Origin of the sequence: Streptomyces zagrosensis (assembly GCF_014203645.1) — a bacterium.
Classification (GTDB): domain Bacteria; phylum Actinomycetota; class Actinomycetes; order Streptomycetales; family Streptomycetaceae; genus Streptomyces; species Streptomyces zagrosensis.
On the sequence record NZ_JACHJL010000021.1, the window covers coordinates 38,803 to 58,166 of the forward strand.

The window sequence follows — 19,364 nt, forward strand, 5'->3', positions numbered from 1 at the left end:
TACGGGCACGGGCACGCGGGCGTGGGTCGTACGGGCACAGGCCGTACGGGCACAGGCCGTGCAGCACGGCCGCGCAGCACCGTGCGAAACGGATGCAGGTCATACGCGGATACGGGCTCCGGCGGAACATGCCGCCGGAACCCGTACGCGTGCCGGGCCGGCCGTCTCAGCCGCTCGCGGGGGCAGCCGCGCCGAGGGCGGACAACAGGCGGCCCAGGTCGTTCGCCCAGGGGGCCGCGACATTGATCCGGGTGGGCTTGGCGGCGCCGGGGAAGAGCAGCCGGAAGCTGTTCCACTGGCGGCCGTGCCGTACCTCGCTGGCGATCCCGTGGGCCTGCTCTCGGGGCAGGTTGAACACCACGTCGCCCGGCCGGCCGGTGAACTTGGCCGCCCGGTGGACGACCACGGCTCGTTCGGTGACGGTGACGAAGTAGTACTTCACCACGAACAGCATGATGAATCCGAACGCCATGGTGAGCTGCGGCGCGGGCCCCGATATGCCGTGCACCGTGGCCACCAGCCGGTCTCCCGGGTTGCTCCGTGCTACGGCCTGGACGACCTGTTCCTGAACCTTCGCTTTACGCATGGCCATGCGGCACCCCTCCCCTGACGATGACCGCGCCGGATGTCACGGCGCAGCGGTGGCAGCGTAGCCAGTTGTGTACGCGGCGGCTCCTCGGGGCACCCGCCGTGAGAGGGAGGGCCCTCGCCCTGGACGGAGGGGCGAGGCGGGTGCGGATGCGGGGGTTGCGCCGCTCGGTGATCCTGAAGGGGAGAGCAGAGCCATATCGGCAAGGAGGACGCCATGTCCATGCTCGACAAATTGAAGGGCATGCTCAAGGGCCACGAGGAGACCGCACAAAAGGGCATCGACAAGGCCGGTGACGCCGCGAACCGCAGGACGGGCGGCAAGCACAGCGGCAAGATCGATTCGACTCGGCAGCGCCTCAATGACCAGATGAACAAGCGTCGGAACGACCCCGGTCACTGACCGCACGATCCGCGGCACACCGAAGCCCTTCCGGGCGGACCCGCCGGGAAGGGCTTCGGCGCACGGAGCGCGCACGCGGCCACGACGCCCCCGTCGGCTGCACCGAGCAGCCAGAGTCCGCGGACAGCGGACAGCGGACGTCTACTGGTGCGAAACGTCTACTGGTGCGCCGCGGTCAGCGGAGATTCACTGGCGGAGAACGATGGCGCCGTTGAGCGTGCCCTGGCCATCGGTGCCGGCCCAGAAGATGGCCAATCGCTGTCTGGGGACGCTTGCGGTGACGGGCAATGTCAGCAGCGTGGGGGCTCCGATGGCGTGCTCGTTGAGGATGTTCACCGAGGTGATGGGGTCGGCCCCGTTCCCCAACCGGCCGAGGTCAAGCGCGGCGACGTTGAGGTGGCCGGCGCCGCCCATGCCCGTCCAAGCGATGTACGTGCCGTCCAGGTACCCGGCCAACGACGGTTGGGCAAGGCTTTGTTGGGCGGAACGCACGGTGACCGGCGTGTCCGCACTGGGGTCGGCGAGGTGGTGAAGACAAACCGCAAAAGGTCGCCCGAAACGGTCCAGACCCATAGGTATCGACTGCCGGGCACATCGCCGAGGCTGAATCGGCGCACCGGGCCGCGCGTGCCCCCGACCCAGCTCAGCGTGGCGAGAGGGCTGAAGACCAGGGGGCTGGTTTCGTTGGCCACCACCTGGTTGCCCTTCTGATTCTCCGCGCCGACCTGCGGAAATGCACTTCCCGAGCCGGCCAGCGTGGGGCTGCTTCGGCCGCTGAGTACCCCGTCACCCACGATTGCGCGCCCGGCGAAGCGACCGGTGAAGGTGTGTCCACTGAGACGTACGGCGCCATTTACTCGATCTTCGGGGCCGTGCGGTTCACCGACCCCGGTGAGACTCTTCCGCCCTGCGGGGGCGGCCGTTGTGGCAGCTAGGCGCACGCGGACCCGACAACTGCCCTCTTGACCTCCCCAAAGGGTGAGGGTCATGTAACAGACTGCAACGCAGTGCAACACACGCAGCAGGAGGGCGCACCGTGGGTTACACCTTCATCGGCAAAGATCCCGAGTCCGACGTGAACGGGTGCCCGGCGGTTTGGGTGGACGACGACCGACGGCTACTCGTACAGGGGCGGCGAGTTGGGGAAGACGTGCAGGCTCGGACGGTGGCTGACTCGCCGCGAGCCGAGGATGAGACGCTGATCGTTCTGGAACCGAGGATGATCCCGCTCCTCAAGGAGGCTATCCGTGTCGCAGAGTCTGACTGAGTTCGCCGATCTGCTCAGGCAGTGTGAGCGCTCAGCAGTGCACCTTGAGACCCGCGACGCATACGCCGTCCCCGGGGAACATCCTGCTTTCGACGCCTGGCTAGCAGGAGAGCGGAAGGACTGGGACGACCGTTCGTCATGGTGGCGTGAGGACTGGCACGGCCTCATCCAGAGCATGACCGCAAAAGGTGTGGTGGTGCACCGCGCGCGGGTGGTGGGTGAGCCCGTCTCGGACTACATCAGGTGGGAGCATTACGTCACGCATGGCAACGTCGCTTGCGGCGAGCAAGTCCGGTGGCTGCCGCGTCGGCAGGCGTCCGACCTGCTGTTGCCTGGGAACGATTTCTGGCTCTTTGACGGCAAGCTAGTGCAGTTCAACGTCTTTGATGGTGAGGGTCGTTGGATGCACACGGACTTCACAGATGACGCGGACGTGGCGGCACGGTGTGCTGACATGTTCGAGGCTGTCTGGGAGCGAGCCGTCCCGCACAACAAGTACAACGTCTAACAGAACAGCGGCCAGTCCATGACCTCACCTCTGTCAACGGCTGAAGAGGCCCATAAGGCAGTTGCCGACCGGCTTACTCGCATGATGGAAGACGCCGATCTATCGGGGGCCCGGCTGGCCGCTCTATGCGGGTGGGACCGGTCCAAGACTCACCGGATCACGCACCGGAAGACGATCCCGCAGCCCGCCGACATCCGCGCATGGTGCACGGCATGCGGAAGGCCCGAAGAAGCTGAAGCGCTGATAGAAACCACGCGCACGGCCAAGACCCTGTACGTCCAGTGGACCCAGTACCTGAAGGGTGGCCTCAGCAAGGCCCAACGCAGCGGCATCTACCAGGAGACACGTTCCTTCCGTGTGTATAGCTGCGGGGTACTCCCCGGGATGCTCCAGACGGAGGCGTACGCGCGGGGCATTCTCCGTAAGATCCGTCGCTTCAGGAGTCTTCCTGACGACGTTGAGGACGCCGTACAGGCGCGTCTGGAGCGCTCGGCCGCCACCCTCCGGGGCAACCAAGTGTCCGTCCTCATCGAGGAGTCGGCCCTGTACATGCCGATGACCGACCCTCCGCAGCATGCAGAGCAACTGGGACACTTCATGTCCGTCATAGGGCGCCCCAACCTGGCTTTCGGGATCATTCCCCACATGTCACGCCGCCCGGTATGGCCCATCGAGTCCTTCTACGCGTTCGATGACCGGGAGGTTCAGATAGAGACCCTGACCGCCATGGTCCGAGTGACGAATCGAGCCGAGATCGACGTGTACCTAAGCGCGTTCGCTCACATGACGCGAGCCGCTGTGTACGGCTCGAATGCCAACGCCTTAATGAGGAAGGCTCTCGACGCTACCGAGGAATGAAGGCGTACAACACCGTGCAACATCGGCCCTGCTTGGCTGCCCCCCTTCCTACCGTTCTTGGAACAGCCAGTTGACAGCCGGAGGCAAGCATGGCGATGACCATCGCGGTCTATCGAGTGACGAGGGACGGCATCACGGAGCGGGTTCCGAAGCATGAGGTGACACCCGTTTCAGAGCCTTCCACCTCGAATCGCCTTCCTGCGTGCTGCTGCCCCGTTCACACGGATAACCCATGTGCTCCCGAGAGTGAGCGCCGCATCCGGGGCGGCGTCTGAGCGCAACTGGCCAGCCAGCACGCTCCACGCAACCCTTCCCTGGAGGTACGCACGATGAGCACAGCCGTTCAGACCCGTACTCGTGAGCCGCAGATCATCCTCAACGCACTGGCCCATCGAGTGCCCCATCTGATCACCGACACCGAGCCGACGCTGTGGGATCGAGAAATCGCTCTCCTGCTGCGCGACAACAGCGTCATGACCCGTAACACTGCCGAACGTCTGCTGGGCCAGGCCATCGCGTACACAATCACCGCCATGGAGCGGAAGGGTGTGGACATGGGCGTCGGCTACACGGTGGACGTGGCCGTTCACGCCCTAATCCTGGACACCCCGCTGTACTTCGCGCTGTGCGACGAACACAACAGTGGCCAGTACAAGCACCACGCTCCCCTGATCCAGCGGCGCTGCGACGGCACCGTGACGCGGACGGCCGACATCCTGCGGGACAACGGATTCGCCGTAGACGATGAGCTGTGGGGCATGGACGCGGCGGAGTGCTCGCCGTGCGACAACAAGGTGCCCGACAGCCACTAGCGCCACCCTGTACGGGGTGCCCCGCCTTCCCCAGGGCGGGGCACCGAACCAATGTGGAACTGAGGACGACAGTTGCCCGCTCAGCACAACATCGACTCCGAACGCGAACTCTGGGACGCCTTCGCCGAGAGCACGAAGGACAAGGCCCTGGAGGCTGAACCGGTGCTCTGCTGGACGCAGTACGCCGGACACGGCCCAGGGCCTGAACTCCTGGGTTCGCCAAGAACGGCACTGGAGATCGGCTGCGGTACTGGGCGAGCGTTGGCGTTTCTTCTGCACCAGGGAGTCGAGGTCACGGGCCTGGACCTGTCTCCGGTCGCCGTCAAGCACCTGACCGAACGCTGGGGACCTATGGGGGCGGAGTTCATGTGTGCGGAAGTGCTTGAGCACCTCGCGGCGAGCACGAAGACGTACGACGCCATCTATTCAATCTTCGGCGCGGTGTGGTTCGCCAACCCGGTGAAGCTCTTCCCGCTGATCGCCAAGCGGCTCAACCCCGGTGGCAGGTTGGTCTTCTCCCAGCCTCCGGCCATCCCAGGGGCCTACGGCCCCCAGGGCATGTACAAAGGCGGCTTCGCGGGCAAGGCCATGTTCACCTACCGGTACAGCTACACACCCCGTAAGTGGGCCGCGCTTCTCGCCAAGAATGGTTTCCAGGACATCGACGCAACCGTCCTGGGCGCCCCCACCGAGGGACACATCGGAACCCTGATCGTACGCGGCGTCAAGCGCTGATCTCCTGGACAGGCGAACACTCCCGCTGGAACGGTTTTGACAGCCCGAAGTCGCCTGACAGAGCCCATACGAACGGCCCCCGACAGAGCCGGAGGCCGCCTGTTTGTGCAGATGTAAGGCGCTTTCGCGCCCGGTGTCAGCCCAGTATTTCCCCAGCATGACGCCCATGATCAGCCCGAAACGGACTCGAACGGACCGAAGCCCGATGCTCGGTGGCGGTCATCTCGATGACCGCGCTGACCTGCGGAAATCCTGCTAGGGAAGGTTCCTCGCCATGACGATGCGCTGGACCTGGTTCGTACCCTCATAAATCTGGGTGATCTTGGCGTCGCGCATCATGCGCTCCACCGGGTAGTCACGGGTGTAGCCGTAGCCGCCGAGGAGTTGGACCGCGTCGGTGGTGATCTCCATGGCGGCATCCGATGCGTAGCACTTGGCCGCCGCGCCGAAGAACGTCAGGTCCTCGGCGGCGCCGCCGGCGGCGATGCGCTCGGACTTGGCCGCCGCCGCGTAGGTGAGCTGTCGCGCCGCCTCCAGCTTCATCGCCATGTCGGCCAGCATGAACTGCACGCCCTGGAAGTCGCCGATCGGCTTGCCGAACTGCTTGCGCTCCCGGACGTAGCCCTTGGCGTAGTCGAGGGCGCCCTGGGCGATGCCAAGGGCCTGCGCGGCGATGGTGATGCGCGTGTGGTCAAGGGTCTTCATCGCGGTGGCGAAGCCGGTGCCCTCGGCGCCGATCAGGCGGTCGGCGGGGATGCGGACGTTGTCGAAGTAGACCTCGCGCGTCGGCGAGCCCTTGATGCCGAGCTTCTTTTCCGGGGCGCCGAAGGAGACGCCCTCGTCGCCCTTCTCGACGACGAAGGCCGAGATGCCCTTGGAGCGCTTCTCCGGGTCGGTGACGGCCATGACCGTGTAGTAGTCGGAGACGCCCGCGTTGGTGATCCAGCGCTTGACGCCGTTGAGGACGTAGAAGTCGCCGTCCCGTACCGCCTTGGTCTTCATGCCCGCCGCGTCCGAGCCGGCGTCCGGCTCGGAGAGACAGTACGAGAACATCGCGTCACCCTTGGCCAGCGGGCCCAGGTACTTCTTCTTCAGGTCCTCCGAGCCGGAGAGGATCACCGGGAGCGAGCCGAGCTTGTTGACCGCGGGGATCAGCGAGGAGGAGGCGCAGACCCGGGCCACCTCCTCGATCACGATCACGGTCGCGAGGGCGTCGGCCCCGGCGCCACCGTACGACTCGGGGACGTGCACGGCGTGCAGGTCGCTGGCGACCAGCGCGTCCAGCGCCTCCTGCGGAAAGCGGGCCTCTTCATCGACCGCCGCCGCGAACGGCGCGATCTTGGCCTCGGAGAGGGCGCGTACCGACTCGCGGAGCATGTCGTGCTCCTCAGCCGGGCGGTAGAGGTCGAATCCAGCAGTGTTCTTCTCCGCGGAGGCCAAGGCGTCCTCACTCCCCTGAGTGTTCGTACCCGAGTGAGCGTTCGCACCCGAGTGTTAACAACCGTTAAGTAACCCAATCTTAGGGGTGCGGCCCACGACGGGGTAGGTGACTTAGCCGACAGCGCTCAATCGCCCTACCGGGGCCCCGACTATGCTCAGGCGAGCGCAGCCTTGGCCCGTTCGTACCACCCTTCGTTCCATGGAGCACCACATGGCCCCCAAGATCACTGTGATCGGTACCGGATACCTCGGCGCCACCCACGCCGCGGCCATGGCCGAGCTCGGATTCGAGGTGCTGGGGCTCGACGTCGTACCGGAGAAGATCGAGCTGCTCTCGTCGGGCCGGGTGCCGATGTACGAGCCGGGGCTTGAGGACCTGCTGCGACGGCACGTCGCCGGCATCGACGGCGCCACCGGCAGGCTGCGCTTCACGACGTCGTACGAGGAGGTCGCCGACTTCGGTGACGTGCACTTCGTCTGCGTCAACACCCCGCAAAAGCATGGCGAATATGCCTGCGACATGAGCTACGTGGACAGCGCCGTCGAGTCGCTGGCGCCGCTGCTGCGCCGCCCTGCGCTGGTCGTCGGCAAGTCCACGGTGCCGGTCGGCAGCGCGGCCCGGCTCGCGGCCCGGCTCCTGGAGCTCGCCCCGGCTGGCGAGGCGGCCGAACTGGCGTGGAACCCGGAGTTCCTACGCGAGGGCTTCGCCGTCCAGGACACCCTGCACCCGGACCGGATCGTCGTCGGCGTCACCAGCAAGCAGGCCGAGAAGCAGTTGCGCGAGGTGTACGCGTCGCCGATTGGCGAAGGCTCGCCGTTCGTGGTGACCGACTTCCCGACCGCCGAGTTGGTGAAGACCTCCGCGAACTCCTTCCTGGCCACCAAGATCTCGTTCATCAACGCCATGGCCGAGGTGTGCGAGGCCGCAGACGGCGATGTGGTGAAGCTGGCCGAGGCCATTGGCCATGACGAACGGATCGGCAAGAAGTTCCTGCGGGCCGGCATCGGGTTCGGCGGGGGGTGCCTGCCCAAGGACATCCGGGCGTTCATGGCCCGCGCGGGCGAGCTGGGCGCCGATCAGGCGCTGACCTTCCTGCGCGAGGTGGACTCCATCAACATGCGGCGCCGCGGCCACATGGTCGAACTGGCCCGCGAGGCGGTCGGCGGCTCCTTCCTCGGTAAGCGGGTCGCGGTGCTCGGGGCGGCGTTCAAGCCGGACTCCGACGACGTACGGGACTCGCCGGCGCTCAATGTCGCGGGCCAGATCCATCTCCAGGGCGCGCAGGTCACCGTCTACGACCCGAAGGGGATGGAGAACGCGCGCGCTCTGTTCCCAACCCTGGGCTACGCGCCGAGCGCCCTGGACGCTGCCCGCGGGGCGCATGCGGTGCTGCACTTGACGGAGTGGCGCGAGTTTCGCGACCTGGACCCGCAGGAGGTGGGTGCGGTCGTCGATGAGCGCCGCATCCTGGACGGCCGCAACGCGCTCGACCCGCAGGTCTGGCGTGAGGCGGACTGGACCTACCGCGCCCTGGGCCGCCCCCGCATCTGACGGCTGGCGTGCGCCTGCTGAGTCGGACGGGGCGCGGGAGTCAGGCGTGGCGCGTGAGCCGGGCAGGGCGCGGGAGCCGGACGGGGCGCGGGAGCTGGGACGGCCGCGCGCCCGGTAGGCGCGCATTCGACGCATCGACGCCCTGCCGCCGCCCCTACGGCGCCGGCCGTACCAGTCGCGCGTCGTACGCCAGGATCACCGCCTGCACCCGGTCGCGGGCCCCCGTCTTGGCCAGGATGCGGCTGATGTGGGTCTTCACCGTGGACTCGGCGAGTTGGAGCCGGGCGCTGATCTCGGCGTTCGACCAGCCCCTGCCGATCACCGTGAGGATCTCCCGCTCCCGCTCGGTGAGCGCGGCAATCCGCGGGTCCTGCGTACCGCCAGCACCACCGGCGTCCCCGGCGTCCCCGGCGCCCCCCGCGCCCGGCACGGGCAGCTGGTCCGCGTACGCGTCGAGCAAGCGGCGGGTCAGGCCCGGGGCGACCACCGCATCGCCGCTGGCCACCGCGCGAATGCCGGACAGCAGCTCCTCCGGCTGGGCGTCCTTGACGAGGAAGCCGCTGGCCCCGGCCCGCAGTCCGGCGTACGCGTACTCGTCGAGGTCGAACGTGGTCAGGATCAGCACCCGGGTGCGGTCGCCCGACGCGACGATGCGGCGAGTGGCCTCCACCCCGTCCATGCCCGGCATCCGGACATCCATCAGGACGACGTCGGGGCGTAGTTCGGCGACCTTACGCACGGCGGAGATGCCGTTGTCGGCCTCGCCCAGAACCGTCACATCGTCCTGGCTCTCCAGGAGCATGCGAAAGCCCAGGCGCTGCAACGGCTGGTCATCGACGATGAGAACGGTGGTCACGAGGCGGCGCCCTGGTGCTGCGTGTCCCACGGTCCCGCCGGTGCGGCCGGGTCGCCGGCCAGCGGAAGCTCAAGCTGTACGCCCCAGCCGCCGCCCGGCCGCGGGCCCGCCGCCACCGTGCCGTCGTACAGCGCAGCCCGCTCACGCATGCCCCGCAAGCCCCTGCCGTCACGCACCTCGCGCCCCTGCGTCCCGGCCGGCTGCCGCGCCGCGCCGCCGCCCGAGTCGGTGACGGCCACCGACAGCAGGTGCGGCGCGCAGGTCACCTCCACGGTGGCCGTGGCCCGTGGGCCCGCGTGCTTGAGGGTGTTGGTCAGGGCCTCCTGGACGACCCGATACGCCGTCAGCTCACGGCCGGGTGAGGTCGCGGCGGGCGTGCCGCGTTCGGTGAGGCGTACCGGCAGACCGGCCTCCCGCACTCGGTCGATGAGCCGGCCGAGGTCGGCGAGCGTGGGCTGCGGGTCGAGTTCCGGGCCGCTCCGCGCGCCCGGGTGGTCATCGCGGAGCACGCCGAGCAGCCTGCGCAGCTCGTCAAGGGCCTGCCGGCTCGTGGAGCCGATCGCCGCAAGGGCCTGGGCCGCTCGCTGCGGGGTCTTTTGTGCGGCGTACGCACCGCCATCGGCGAGGCCCGTGATGACCGAGAGGTGGTGGCCGACGATGTCGTGCATCTCCCGTGCGATGCGGGTGCGTTCGGCCGCTGCGGCGAGTTGGGCCTGCTGGTCGCGTTCGACCTCAAGCTGCCTGGCACGCTCCACCAGCGAGGCCGTGTAATCCCTGCGGCTACGCACCACGATACCGAGCAGCAGCGCCACGAGGTTGCTCATGATGCTGGGGAAGAACTGCTGCCCCCAGTCGTCCTCGGGCCAGCGCGTCGCGCCCACCGCGGCCTGCGCGACCACCAGCACGCCGCTCACCGTCAGGGCCCGGCTCGGCAGTCGCAGCGCCACGTTGAACAAGATGACCAACTGGGCCAACTGGCCGATCTCCAGCCACGTTCCCACCCACGCATCGACGAGACCGACCATCGTCAGGGCACCGAAAGCGGCCAGCGGTCTGCGGCGGGCCCACGGCAGCGGCAGCACGAAGCCGACCGCCAGCGCGGTCACCAGCGCGATCGGCACCTCGCTGTCGTGGGCGATGTGCCGCCAGTTGCCGCCCCCCACGTCCACGGTGGCGCCCACCCCGAAGATCAGCGTCACCAGCAGGTCCCAGGCCACGGGGTGCCGCGCGTCCATGGCGCGTAGCCGCTGAACGGCCCGATGCGCCAGCCTGATCGGATACGGGCCACCCGGCGACCACTCCTGGACGCCTCTCTCCGTGCTCACCCTCCGCGCCCCCTCCCACCTGCTGCCGCCCCGGCTCGCCGGCCGCCTTCGGCCGCCCCCCGGCCGTCAAGCGTCCCGCCGCGAACCGTCAGTTTTCGCGACGCGAACCGTCAGACATCGCCCGCATTCCGTCAGACATCGCGGCGCTTGATCAGCAGGGCCGCTGCCGCAAGTGTGACCGCCACCCAGCAGCCCATCGCGAGCAGGGCGGGGCCAGGGGCCAGCAGATCGGGGCCGTGGTGCGTGGCCATCAAGGCGTACGTCGCCTTGCTCGGCAGGTACGCGGTGATGTCGTCCACCGCGCCGTACGGCAGCAAGCCCGCCACCTCGGGCAGTACGAGCACCGCGCCGATGTACGCACCGATGGCCGCGGGAACCCCGCGCAGCAGCGCGCCAAAGCCCAGGCACAGCACCCCGGAGAGCGCGATGCCCGCCGCCGCGCCACACAGCGCCCGCACCACCCCAGGGTCGCCGAGCCCGGCCTCCATGTCGGTGCCGGACAAGAAGCCCTGCGCGAGCGGGAAGGTGAGGAACACGGTCACCAGCATGACCGCGAAGGCCACCGCGCCAAAGACGGTCGCCTTGGCCCAGAGCACGGGCAGCCGGCGGGGCACGGCCGCGAAGGTGGCCCGGATCATGCCGGTCGCGTACTCCCCCGCCGTCACCAGGACGCCGAGCACGGCAATCATGATCTGCCCGAACTGGGTGCCGAGAAGGGTGAGTTCGACCGGTCCGACGTCACTGTCGGCACTTCCGGACTCGTACGTTCCGGCGACGGCCATGCCCAGTACGACGGTGACCACACAGGTGGCGATGAGCGAGATCCACGTTGAGCGCAGGGACCACAGCTTCGCCCACTCCGAGTGCAGCACACGCGGCCAGGTGACTCCATAGCCGTCGTTTCGTTGCTCGGCACCGGCAGGTGTGCTGGTCGCGCCGGGCGTACGCGGCGGCGCAGTGGGGGCGTATGCATCGGATGCCATGGCCTGCGCGCTGGCTGGCCCTGCCGCGGGACACTGCTCTTGGGGCCGGGAGGGCGCGTCGCCCGGGCGGCCGGTCATGCGGCTGCTCCGTGGGCCGTCGCGGGGGCTTCGGAGTGCGCGGGGTACTCCACCGCGTCCCGAGTCAGGTCCATGAACGCCTCCTCCAAAGAGGCGCTGTGCGGGGTGAGTTCGAAGACCGGGATGCTGTGCGCCGCGGCGGTGCGGCCGATGCGTTCGCCGTCACTGCCGCCGATCCGCAAGGTGTCGGGGCCGTCACCGGCGATGTCCACGCCTGGGCCAGCGAGCAGTTCGCGCAACCGGCCCGCCTCGGGCGTCACCACCTTGATGACCCCGAGCCCGGCATCGCGGACGAATCGCTCCACGGTGGTGTCGGCCAGCAACCGGCCGCGTCCGATGATGACCAGGTGTTCGGCGGTCAGCGCCATCTCGCTCATCAGGTGTGAGGAGACGAAGACCGTACGGCCCTCCGCAGCCAGCGACTTCAGCAGGTTCCGTATCCACCGCACACCCTCCGGGTCAAGCCCGTTGACCGGCTCGTCGAGGATGACCGTCGCCGGGTCGGCGAGCAACGCGGCGGCGATGCCGAGCCGCTGCCCCATGCCCAGGCTGAACCCCTTGACCCGCCGATCGGCCGCCTCGCCGAGCCCCACGCGCTCGATGACCGCGGTCACCTGGCGACGCGGGATGCCGTGGGTGTGGGCGAGGGCCAGCAGATGGCCCCGGGCCGAGCGCCCGGGGTGGATTGAGCGGGCTTCGAGAAGCGCGCCGGCTGCGCAGAGGGGCGCGGGGTGCGCGGCGTAGCAACGGTCACCGATGGTGGCCCGGCCGCTGGTGGGGGCATCGAGGCCGAGCAGCATCCGCATCGTCGTTGATTTGCCGGCGCCGTTTGGCCCAAGGAAGCCGGTCACCGTGCCGGGCCTGACGGTAAAGGTCAGGTCCTGTACGACGGTCTTTTCCCCGTATCGCTTGGTGAGTCCATAAGCCCTGATCATCGCTGCGCTCCCTGGGTGCCCGCTTCAGCATCGGTTGCGGGCCTGCCGGTGTGTCGGCCGCTGGTCCGACGGCCCACTCACGACGCTAGGCAGCGCAATGGCACCGCTCGTCCGCCCGCGGTCGGCACTGCACGGCCTGGCCGTAGTACCGGAGTACGACGCGTCCCTTGCGGGTGTGGGTATCGCTTGCCTGGTTACCCGGGTGCCCGCTGGGCCCCTTGGGCGCAAGACCGGGCGCGGCTAGAGGGGCCGGGCGCGGGCGGGTCGGGGCGAGGTCGCGCCGGCCACCAGGCAGGCCGGGGCGCGGGCAGGCGCCCGGGGGATTTCCCGGGTGCCTGCCCGCCGCGATACCCAGTTGCTACGCCGCCGCGTTACCCGGCTACTGCGCCGTCGAGTTGGTCGATGGTGGCGATCGACGGGCTCCTACGGGTACGCAGTTCGCGGGCGACATCCTCCGCGGCCCGCAGCGTGCGCACCGCGTTGCGCCAGGTCAGCTTCGCCAGGTCGGCATCCGACCAACCGCGGTCGAGCAGTTCGGCGATGAGGGTGGGGTAGCCGGAGACGTCGGCGAGGTCGGAGGGAGTGAAGGCGACCCCGTCGTAGTCACCGCCGACGCCGAGGTGGTCGATGCCCGCGACCTCCCGCATGTGGTCAAGGTGGTCGGCGACCGTCTTGGCCGTGGCGAGCGGGCGCGGATTCGCCGCTTCGAACGCCCGCTGCACCCGCATGCCTTGCGCCGATGTGTCCAGCGGATGCAGGTCGTGGGTGCGCATGTTCGCATCCGCCGCGAGCGTCCAGTCGATGGCCTCGGGCAGGATGAACTTCGGCACGAAGGTGGCCATCGCGAGGCCGCCGTTGGCGGGCAGCAGTTCCAGGACGTCGTCCGGGATGTTGCGTACGTGGTCGCACACGGCCCGCGCCGATGAGTGCGAGAAGACCACCGGGGCCGCACTGGTACGCAGCGCGTCTCGCATGGTGGCGGGCGCCACGTGCGAGAGGTCCACGAGCATGCCGAGCCGGTTCATCTCCCGAACGACCTCGTGGCCGAACGGGCTGAGCCCGCCGACCGCGGGCTCATCGGTGGCCGAGTCCGCCCACGGCACGTTGTCGTTGTGGGTGAGCGTCATGTATCGCACGCCCAGTGCGTACAGGGCGCGCAGCGTGCCCAGCGAGCAGTCGATGGAGTGACCGCCTTCGGCGCCCATCAGCGAGGCGATCCGGCCTTCGGTGCGAGCCGCTTCCATGTCGTCGGCGGTGAGCGCCAGCCGCAAATCGTCGGGGTAGCGGTCCACGAAGCGGCGTACGACATCGATCTGTTCGAGCGTCGCGCTGACCGCCTTGTCGCCGGCGAAGTCGGAGCGTACGTACACGGACCAAAACTGTGCGCCGAGGCCGCCTGCCCGCATCCGGGGGATGTCGGTGTGCTGGTGGGCGCTGAGATCGGTGGCGAGGTCGCGCTGGTCGAGGTCGTAGCCGATCTGGCGCAGCGCCCACGGCAGGTCGTTGTGGCCATCGACCACGGGGTGGACGGCGAGGAGTTCGCGGGCGCGAGCCAGCCGGTCCGCGTCGGGGACGACCACGGCCGGCCCCGATTTCGCCGGCTGTCCGCCGCTGACACCTTCATCGCGTGACTCGGTCACTTCGCATCCCCATCCTCGCTGGTGTTGGCATCCTTTTCGCGGTTACGCGGTTACGCGGTTACGCGGTGCGGTGTTCCCATGCTGGTGTGGGTGTGGGGCCCTGGTGTTGATCGGTGCGGTTGGCTGGTTTCGGCTGAGCGGTCTCGGCGGGCCGATCTCGAATGACTTGCCCGGCGGGCCGATCTCGGTTGACCGATCCGGTGACCGGTCTCCGCTGACCGGCCCCGGCTGCCGCCACGGCCCTTGCCCGGGCCGTGGCGGCAACTTCGCTGGGGCTACGCCTCGAAGCGGCTACTTCCCGAAGCCGAAGCTGCCCGCGCCATCGACCCTGGCCCGCAGCCGCTTGCCCTTCTCGGTGGCCTGCTCGTTCAGCTCTTCCTGGAATTGCTGCATCCGGGCCAACAGGTCCGCGTCGTGGGCGGCCAGCATGCGGGCCGCGAGCAGGCCCGCGTTACGGGCTCCGCCGACCGAGACGGTGGCGACCGGGACGCCCGCGGGCATCTGCACGATGGAGAGCAGCGAGTCCATGCCGTCCAGGTACTTCAGCGGCACCGGCACGCCGATGACCGGCAGCGGGGTGACGGAGGCGAGCATTCCGGGCAGATGGGCCGCCCCGCCCGCGCCCGCGATGATCGCCTTCAAACCACGGCCGGCGGCCTGTTCTCCATACGCGATCATCTCGCGCGGCATCCGGTGGGCGGAGACGACATCGACCTCGTAGCCGATCTCGAATTCGTCCAGGGCCTTGGTGGCGGCTTCCATGACGGACCAGTCGGAGTCAGACCCCATGACGATCCCAATGAGCGGCGAAGTCATTCCGTGATCGTTCCTCGCAGATAACCGGCGGCATGGCTCGCGCGCTCACGCACGTCGGCTAGATCGTCGCCGTAAGTGTTGACGTGACCGACCTTGCGGCCGGGCTTAACATCTTTACCGTACATATGGATCTTTAGGCCAGGGTCGCGTGCCATGCAGTGCAGATACGCCGCGTACATGTCGGGGTAATCGCCGCCGAGTACGTTGGCCATGACGGTCCAGCGCACGCGGGGGCGCGGGTCGCCCAACGGTAGGTCGAGCACGGCGCGCACATGGTTGGCGAACTGCGAGGTGATCGCGCCGTCCTGGGTCCAGTGCCCGGAGTTGTGCGGGCGCATCGCCAATTCGTTGACCAGCACCTTTGTGCCGTCGCCGCTGCCGTCGCCGGTGCGTACCTCGAAGAGTTCGACGGCCAGATGACCGATGACGTCCAGCTCTTCGGCGATCTTCAGGGCGAGCTGCTGGGCGTGCGTGGACAGCTTCGGGTCCAGGCCCGGGGCGGGGGCGATGACGGTGTCGCACACGCCGTCCACCTGGATCGACTCGACCACCGGGTACGCCACGGCCTGGCCGTGCGGCGAGCGCACCACGTTGGCCGCAAGCTCCCGCGCGAAGGCGACCTTCTCCTCGGCCAGCACCGGCACCCCGGCGCGGAAGGGCTCGACCGCATCGGCCGCACTCCGCACGATCCAAACGCCCTTCCCGTCGTACCCACCGCGCACCGTTTTCAGGACGACCGGGAACCCTTCGCCCTCGGCGGCGAAGCGGGCGACGTCGGCGGGGTCGGAGACGATCCGGTGCCGGGGGCACGGGGCGCCGATCTCGGTGAGCCTGGCCCGCATCACGCCCTTGTCCTGGGCGTGCACCAGGGCCCGCGGCCCGGGCCGTACGGGGATGCCGTCGGCCTCCAAGGCGTGCAGATGCTCCGTCGGGACGTGCTCGTGATCGAAGGTGATCACATCGCACCCTTGTGCGAACCTACGAAGGGTGTCGAGGTCGCGGTAATCACCGACGACCACATCCCCGGCGACCTGTGCCGCGGAATCCGTTGGAGCGTCGCTGAGGAGCTTGAACTTGACGCCGAGCGGAATACCCGCCTCATGCGTCATTCGTGCGAGCTGGCCGCCGCCGACCATGCCAATTACAGGGAACGTCACCTATCTAGGGTAGCCGTATCGGCCAGAAGGCTTATCGCGCGTTTGTGGGTTCATCCATGTCCGGATTGACCTACGATCCGCGATACCCCGACGCACCCCGCGCACCGGCTGGTTAGCATGAAGCAGTTGGAGTAATGCTGACGACCGCGATACGGAGTAAGACGATCACTATGAGTGAACGGCGAGCGCTGCGTATGCGGCTGGAACTGCTCATGCGCGAGGTAGCGAAATTCGGCGCCGTGGGCGGTGTGGGCCTTCTAGTCAACCTTGCGGTCTTCAACCTCGTCCGGCACCTGACCGAGCTCCCAGTGGTGCGGGCGAGCATCCTGGCGACGGTCGTCGCCATCGCCTTCAACTACGTGGGCTTTCGCTACTTCACCTACCGCGACCGGGACAAGGGCGGCCGGGCCAAGGAGATGAGCCTGTTCCTGCTCTTCAGCGCGATCGGGCTGATCATCGAGAACGGCGTGCTGTACACGGCCACGTACGGCTTCGACTGGGACACCCCGCTACAGAGCAACGTCTTCAAGTTCGTCGGCATCGGCATCGCGACCCTCTTCCGTTTCTGGTCGTACCGGACGTGGGTATTCCAGGCGCTGCCCGCCCGCGAGGCAGTGCAGACGGCCGAGTCCTTCCTCACCACCGCCGAACTGCGAGAGCAGGCCCAGGCGGGCCGCTCCAAGTAACCCGGTGGCGATCACGTTCCGCTGTGGGACTCGGCCTCACGGCTGAGGAAGAGGGCGAAGATCGGCGGCTGCTGTTGGAGGAGTTCCAGCCGACCGCCGTCCGCCTCGGCCAGGTCCCGGGCCACGGCCAGGCCGAGCCCCGTGGAGTTACGCCCGCTGACCGTACGCTCGAAGACCCGGGCGCCTAGGTCGGCGGGGACCCCGGGCCCCTCGTCCAAAACCTCGACGACCGCCTGATTGCCGGTGACACGGGTCCGTAGGGCCACCGTGCCACCGCCGTGCATCAGGGAATTCTCGATCAGCGTCGCCAGCACCTGAGCGACCGCGCCGGGCGTTCCCACGGCGCGCAGCCCCTTCTTGCCGGAGCGGACGATGGCGCGATTGTCGCCGCGGCAGGCCGGGCGCCACTCCTCGATCTGCTGCTTGACGACCTCGTCCAGATCGAAGGCGACGGCCGAACCGGACCGCGGGTCGCGGGAGTTGGTCAGCAATCGCTGCACCACATCGGTCAGCCGCTCCACCTGGGCCAGCGCGATCGTCGCCTCCTCCTTGACCATCTCCGGCTCATCGGTGACCGTGATCTCCTCCAGCCGCATGGAGAGCGCGGTCAGCGGCGTACGCAGTTGGTGGGAAGCATCGGCTGCCAGCCGCCGCTCGGCGGTGAGCATTCGCGCGATGCGCTCCGCGCTGGCGTCAAGCACATCGGCAACCCGGTCGAGCTCTGGTACCCCGTAGCGCCGGTGCCGCGGCCTGGGGTCGCCCGAGCCCAGCCGTTCGGCGGTCTCCGCCAGGTCCGTCAGGGGAGCGACGAGCCGGTGCGCCTGTCGTACGGCGAGGATCACGGCGGCCACGATGGCCAGCAGCGCCACCGACAAGATGATCAGTAACGTACGGCCGATCTCTCGACCCACCGTGCCGTGCGACTCCTCGACCCGGATCTTGACCCCCTGCGCGCCCGTCTCCTCGGCGGCGATGACGCCACCGGAGGGGCGCTTGCCGATCTCCAGCGGAGCGGACTGGCCCGGGATGGTGATGCGGGCATAGCGGTCGGTGGTGATCTGCTCGCTCAACACCTTGGGGGTCACCGACTCGCCGCCGATGAGCCGCCCGTCCACGATGCTCAGCAGCCGCAGCGCCTCGGACTCCACGCTCTCTTGCGCGCTGTTTTCGATGGTGCGGGTCTCCACGATGACCAGCGAGACGCCGAAGACCGCGATGACGACGAGCACCACCGCGAGCGTGGAGTTGATCAGACGGCGCCGCATGCCCCTACAACCGTGTTCAGGTCAGCTCTTTTCGAATCGAAAGCCGACGCCGCGCACCGTCGCGATGTAGCGCGGGTTGGCGGCGTCGTCGCCCAGCTTCTTGCGTAGCCAGGAGATGTGCATGTCGAGCGTCTTGGTCGAAGACCACCAGGTGGTGTCCCAGACCTCGCGCATGAGCTGGTCGCGAGTGACGACTCGGCCCGCGTCCCGGACCAGGACCCGCAACAGATCGAACTCCTTGGCGGTGAGCTGCAACTCCTCGTCGCCCATCCAGGCCCGGTGCGACTCGACGTCGATCCGTACGCCGTGGGTGGCCGGCTGCGGCTGCTGGGTCTCGGCGGAGCCACGGCGCAGCAGGGCGCGCACCCGGGCCAGCAGTTCCGCTAGCCGGAAGGGCTTGGTGACGTAGTCATCGGCGCCGGCATCCAGCCCGACAACGGTGTCTACCTCGTCGGCGCGAGCCGTGAGCACCAGCACGGGGAAGCTATGGCCCTCGTTACGCAGCCGCCTGCACACCTCCAGGCCGTCCATCCCCGGCAATCCGAGATCGAGGACGAGTAGATCGACACCGCCTTGCAGTCCCGCATCCAGCGCGGTGGGGCCGTCCTGGCGCACCTCCACCTCGTACCCCTCGCGGCGCAGAGCGCGGGCGAGCGGCTCCGAGATGGACGCATCATCCTCGGCGAGCAGTACTCGGGTCATGCGGGAATGGTAGTCCGCTACGGGCAAGGTCAGAGCCGGGCCTGCATCCTTGTCTCACCAGGTGTCCCGCATTCCGCTGCTCTTGCCCGCATCGGGCCGCCACTGTGTCACCACCGGTTCGCCACTCGGCCGCGCCGCCGCCTCTTCGCACGCCCCACGCGCTTTTTCGCGCCGCACCGGCGCAGGCCCTCGGTCCGCACCCTCGACCTCTGCTCTTGATCTCAGCCGCCGGCCTCAGCCCCCGGCCGCTGCCCCCGGCCCGCGCCGTCGTTCATCCCGGCCGCGCTCCTGGGAGCTGCTGCGTGCGAGGGGACGAACGAAAGGCCCCGGGCACCTCCCGCGAGGGGGAGACACGAAAGATCCCAGGGACGCCTACCGCGAAGGGGAGGAGTGAAGATCGCGGGGCGCCACCCGGCAGGAGTGCCAGCGGAGGTCCCCAGGGGGCGCCATCCGCGACCGCGTCGATTCGTCACGCGGTACTCAACCATCGGCCATTTGGCGGTAGTTGCCCCCTCTGATCACTGGCGGGGGTTCTAGCGTGCGATGCACTGTTATCAGGCCATCGTGACCGAGTGCCCAGTTCTCTCCGAATGGCAGGCAAAAAGTTGCAGCCAGGTGTCGTGAGTTACGTCTCATCGCCTTCCATTCGTGCCCCTCGTCTGGCGTATGGTGACGGAACGTCTGTAGCACTGCCCTGAGACCTTTGGATCGCAAGACGCGCCAAAGGTTTCTGTTGTGCTCGGGGCTGGCACCACCAG

Annotated in this window: 20 protein-coding genes; 8 read left to right on the top strand and 12 right to left on the bottom strand. The window is 68.4% G+C overall.

Annotated elements, in window-relative coordinates; genetic code table 11:
* Positions 1 to 166: 166 nt before the first annotated feature.
* On the bottom strand, positions 167 to 592 hold the full coding sequence (locus FHS42_RS29535) for a hypothetical protein (protein WP_184577606.1): 426 nt from the start codon (positions 590 to 592) through the stop codon (positions 167 to 169).
* A 213-nt stretch (positions 593 to 805) separates the two neighbouring features.
* On the opposite strand from FHS42_RS29535, the gene FHS42_RS29540 reads away from it, so the two are divergent.
* Positions 806 to 991 (top strand): antitoxin, encoded by a 186-nt coding sequence (locus FHS42_RS29540; RefSeq protein ID WP_184577609.1) that lies wholly within the window; start codon positions 806 to 808, stop codon positions 989 to 991.
* A gap of 186 nt (positions 992 to 1,177) precedes the next feature.
* Here FHS42_RS29540 and FHS42_RS29545 read toward each other — a convergent pair whose 3' ends face one another.
* On the bottom strand, positions 1,178 to 1,483 hold the full coding sequence (locus tag FHS42_RS29545) for a hypothetical protein (RefSeq protein ID WP_184577612.1): 306 nt from the start codon (positions 1,481 to 1,483) through the stop codon (positions 1,178 to 1,180).
* A gap of 544 nt (positions 1,484 to 2,027) precedes the next feature.
* Here FHS42_RS29545 and FHS42_RS29550 point away from each other — a divergent pair.
* The 5 genes from FHS42_RS29550 (at position 2,028) to FHS42_RS29570 (ending at position 5,171) form a co-directional block, all read left to right on the top strand.
* On the top strand, positions 2,028 to 2,258 hold the full coding sequence (locus FHS42_RS29550; RefSeq protein ID WP_184577615.1) for a hypothetical protein: 231 nt from the start codon (positions 2,028 to 2,030) through the stop codon (positions 2,256 to 2,258).
* A complete protein-coding gene (locus FHS42_RS29555) occupies positions 2,239 to 2,766 on the top strand; it encodes a DUF6879 family protein (protein ID WP_184577618.1) in 528 nt (175 codons plus the stop codon). The genes FHS42_RS29550 and FHS42_RS29555 overlap by 20 nt, the downstream gene beginning before the upstream one ends.
* 18 nt (positions 2,767 to 2,784) lie before the next feature.
* Positions 2,785 to 3,624: a DUF5753 domain-containing protein gene (locus FHS42_RS29560; protein ID WP_184577653.1), complete on the top strand. Its 840-nt coding sequence runs from the start codon at positions 2,785 to 2,787 to the stop codon at positions 3,622 to 3,624.
* A 329-nt stretch (positions 3,625 to 3,953) separates the two neighbouring features.
* The gene (locus tag FHS42_RS29565) at positions 3,954 to 4,436 is read left to right on the top strand and encodes a hypothetical protein (protein ID WP_184577656.1); all 483 of its coding nucleotides are present in this window, start codon (positions 3,954 to 3,956) and stop codon (positions 4,434 to 4,436) included.
* A gap of 72 nt (positions 4,437 to 4,508) precedes the next feature.
* Positions 4,509 to 5,171, top strand: a complete 663-nt coding sequence (locus FHS42_RS29570; RefSeq protein WP_184577659.1) for a class I SAM-dependent methyltransferase — start codon at positions 4,509 to 4,511, stop codon at positions 5,169 to 5,171.
* A 255-nt stretch (positions 5,172 to 5,426) separates the two neighbouring features.
* Here FHS42_RS29570 and FHS42_RS29575 read toward each other — a convergent pair whose 3' ends face one another.
* Positions 5,427 to 6,548, bottom strand: coding sequence for an acyl-CoA dehydrogenase family protein (locus FHS42_RS29575; protein ID WP_184577852.1), 1,122 nt, complete (start codon positions 6,546 to 6,548; stop codon positions 5,427 to 5,429).
* A 274-nt stretch (positions 6,549 to 6,822) separates the two neighbouring features.
* On the opposite strand from FHS42_RS29575, the gene FHS42_RS29580 reads away from it, so the two are divergent.
* Positions 6,823 to 8,163 carry a UDP-glucose dehydrogenase family protein gene (locus tag FHS42_RS29580; RefSeq protein WP_184577855.1) on the top strand — a complete coding sequence of 447 codons (1,341 nt, stop codon included), beginning with the start codon at positions 6,823 to 6,825 and terminating at the stop codon, positions 8,161 to 8,163.
* Positions 8,164 to 8,317: 154 nt separating this feature from the next.
* On the opposite strand, the gene FHS42_RS29585 is transcribed toward FHS42_RS29580, so the two are convergent.
* The 7 genes from FHS42_RS29585 to FHS42_RS29615 all read right to left on the bottom strand — a co-directional run bounded on the left by FHS42_RS29585 (position 8,318) and on the right by FHS42_RS29615 (position 15,953).
* Positions 8,318 to 9,019, bottom strand: a complete 702-nt coding sequence (locus FHS42_RS29585) for a response regulator (RefSeq protein WP_184577663.1) — start codon at positions 9,017 to 9,019, stop codon at positions 8,318 to 8,320.
* Positions 9,016 to 10,344: a sensor histidine kinase gene (locus FHS42_RS29590; protein WP_312867089.1), complete on the bottom strand. Its 1,329-nt coding sequence runs from the start codon at positions 10,342 to 10,344 to the stop codon at positions 9,016 to 9,018. The genes FHS42_RS29585 and FHS42_RS29590 overlap by 4 nt, the downstream gene beginning before the upstream one ends.
* A gap of 131 nt (positions 10,345 to 10,475) precedes the next feature.
* On the bottom strand, positions 10,476 to 11,327 hold the full coding sequence (locus FHS42_RS29595) for an ABC transporter permease (protein WP_246495598.1): 852 nt from the start codon (positions 11,325 to 11,327) through the stop codon (positions 10,476 to 10,478).
* A gap of 74 nt (positions 11,328 to 11,401) precedes the next feature.
* A complete protein-coding gene (locus FHS42_RS29600; RefSeq protein WP_184577667.1) occupies positions 11,402 to 12,340 on the bottom strand; it encodes an ATP-binding cassette domain-containing protein in 939 nt (312 codons plus the stop codon).
* Positions 12,341 to 12,711: 371 nt separating this feature from the next.
* Positions 12,712 to 13,920, bottom strand: a complete 1,209-nt coding sequence (locus FHS42_RS29605; RefSeq protein WP_184577864.1) for a dipeptidase — start codon at positions 13,918 to 13,920, stop codon at positions 12,712 to 12,714.
* 351 nt (positions 13,921 to 14,271) lie between these two features.
* Positions 14,272 to 14,796, bottom strand: coding sequence for a 5-(carboxyamino)imidazole ribonucleotide mutase (gene purE / locus FHS42_RS29610; RefSeq protein WP_184577670.1), 525 nt, complete (start codon positions 14,794 to 14,796; stop codon positions 14,272 to 14,274).
* Positions 14,793 to 15,953, bottom strand: a complete 1,161-nt coding sequence (locus FHS42_RS29615) for a 5-(carboxyamino)imidazole ribonucleotide synthase (protein WP_312867090.1) — start codon at positions 15,951 to 15,953, stop codon at positions 14,793 to 14,795. The genes purE and FHS42_RS29615 overlap by 4 nt, the downstream gene beginning before the upstream one ends.
* Positions 15,954 to 16,123: 170 nt before the next feature.
* Here FHS42_RS29615 and FHS42_RS29620 point away from each other — a divergent pair, with 170 nt between their 5' ends.
* Complete coding sequence (locus FHS42_RS29620) at positions 16,124 to 16,639, top strand: GtrA family protein (protein ID WP_184577673.1); 516 nt, start codon at positions 16,124 to 16,126, stop codon at positions 16,637 to 16,639.
* Positions 16,640 to 16,650: 11 nt separating this feature from the next.
* Here the strand turns inward: FHS42_RS29620 and FHS42_RS29625 are convergent, their stop codons facing one another.
* Positions 16,651 to 17,904: a sensor histidine kinase gene (locus FHS42_RS29625; protein WP_184577676.1), complete on the bottom strand. Its 1,254-nt coding sequence runs from the start codon at positions 17,902 to 17,904 to the stop codon at positions 16,651 to 16,653.
* A gap of 21 nt (positions 17,905 to 17,925) precedes the next feature.
* Positions 17,926 to 18,606, bottom strand: coding sequence for a response regulator transcription factor (locus tag FHS42_RS29630; RefSeq protein WP_184577679.1), 681 nt, complete (start codon positions 18,604 to 18,606; stop codon positions 17,926 to 17,928).
* Between the last annotated feature and the right edge of the window lie 758 nt (positions 18,607 to 19,364).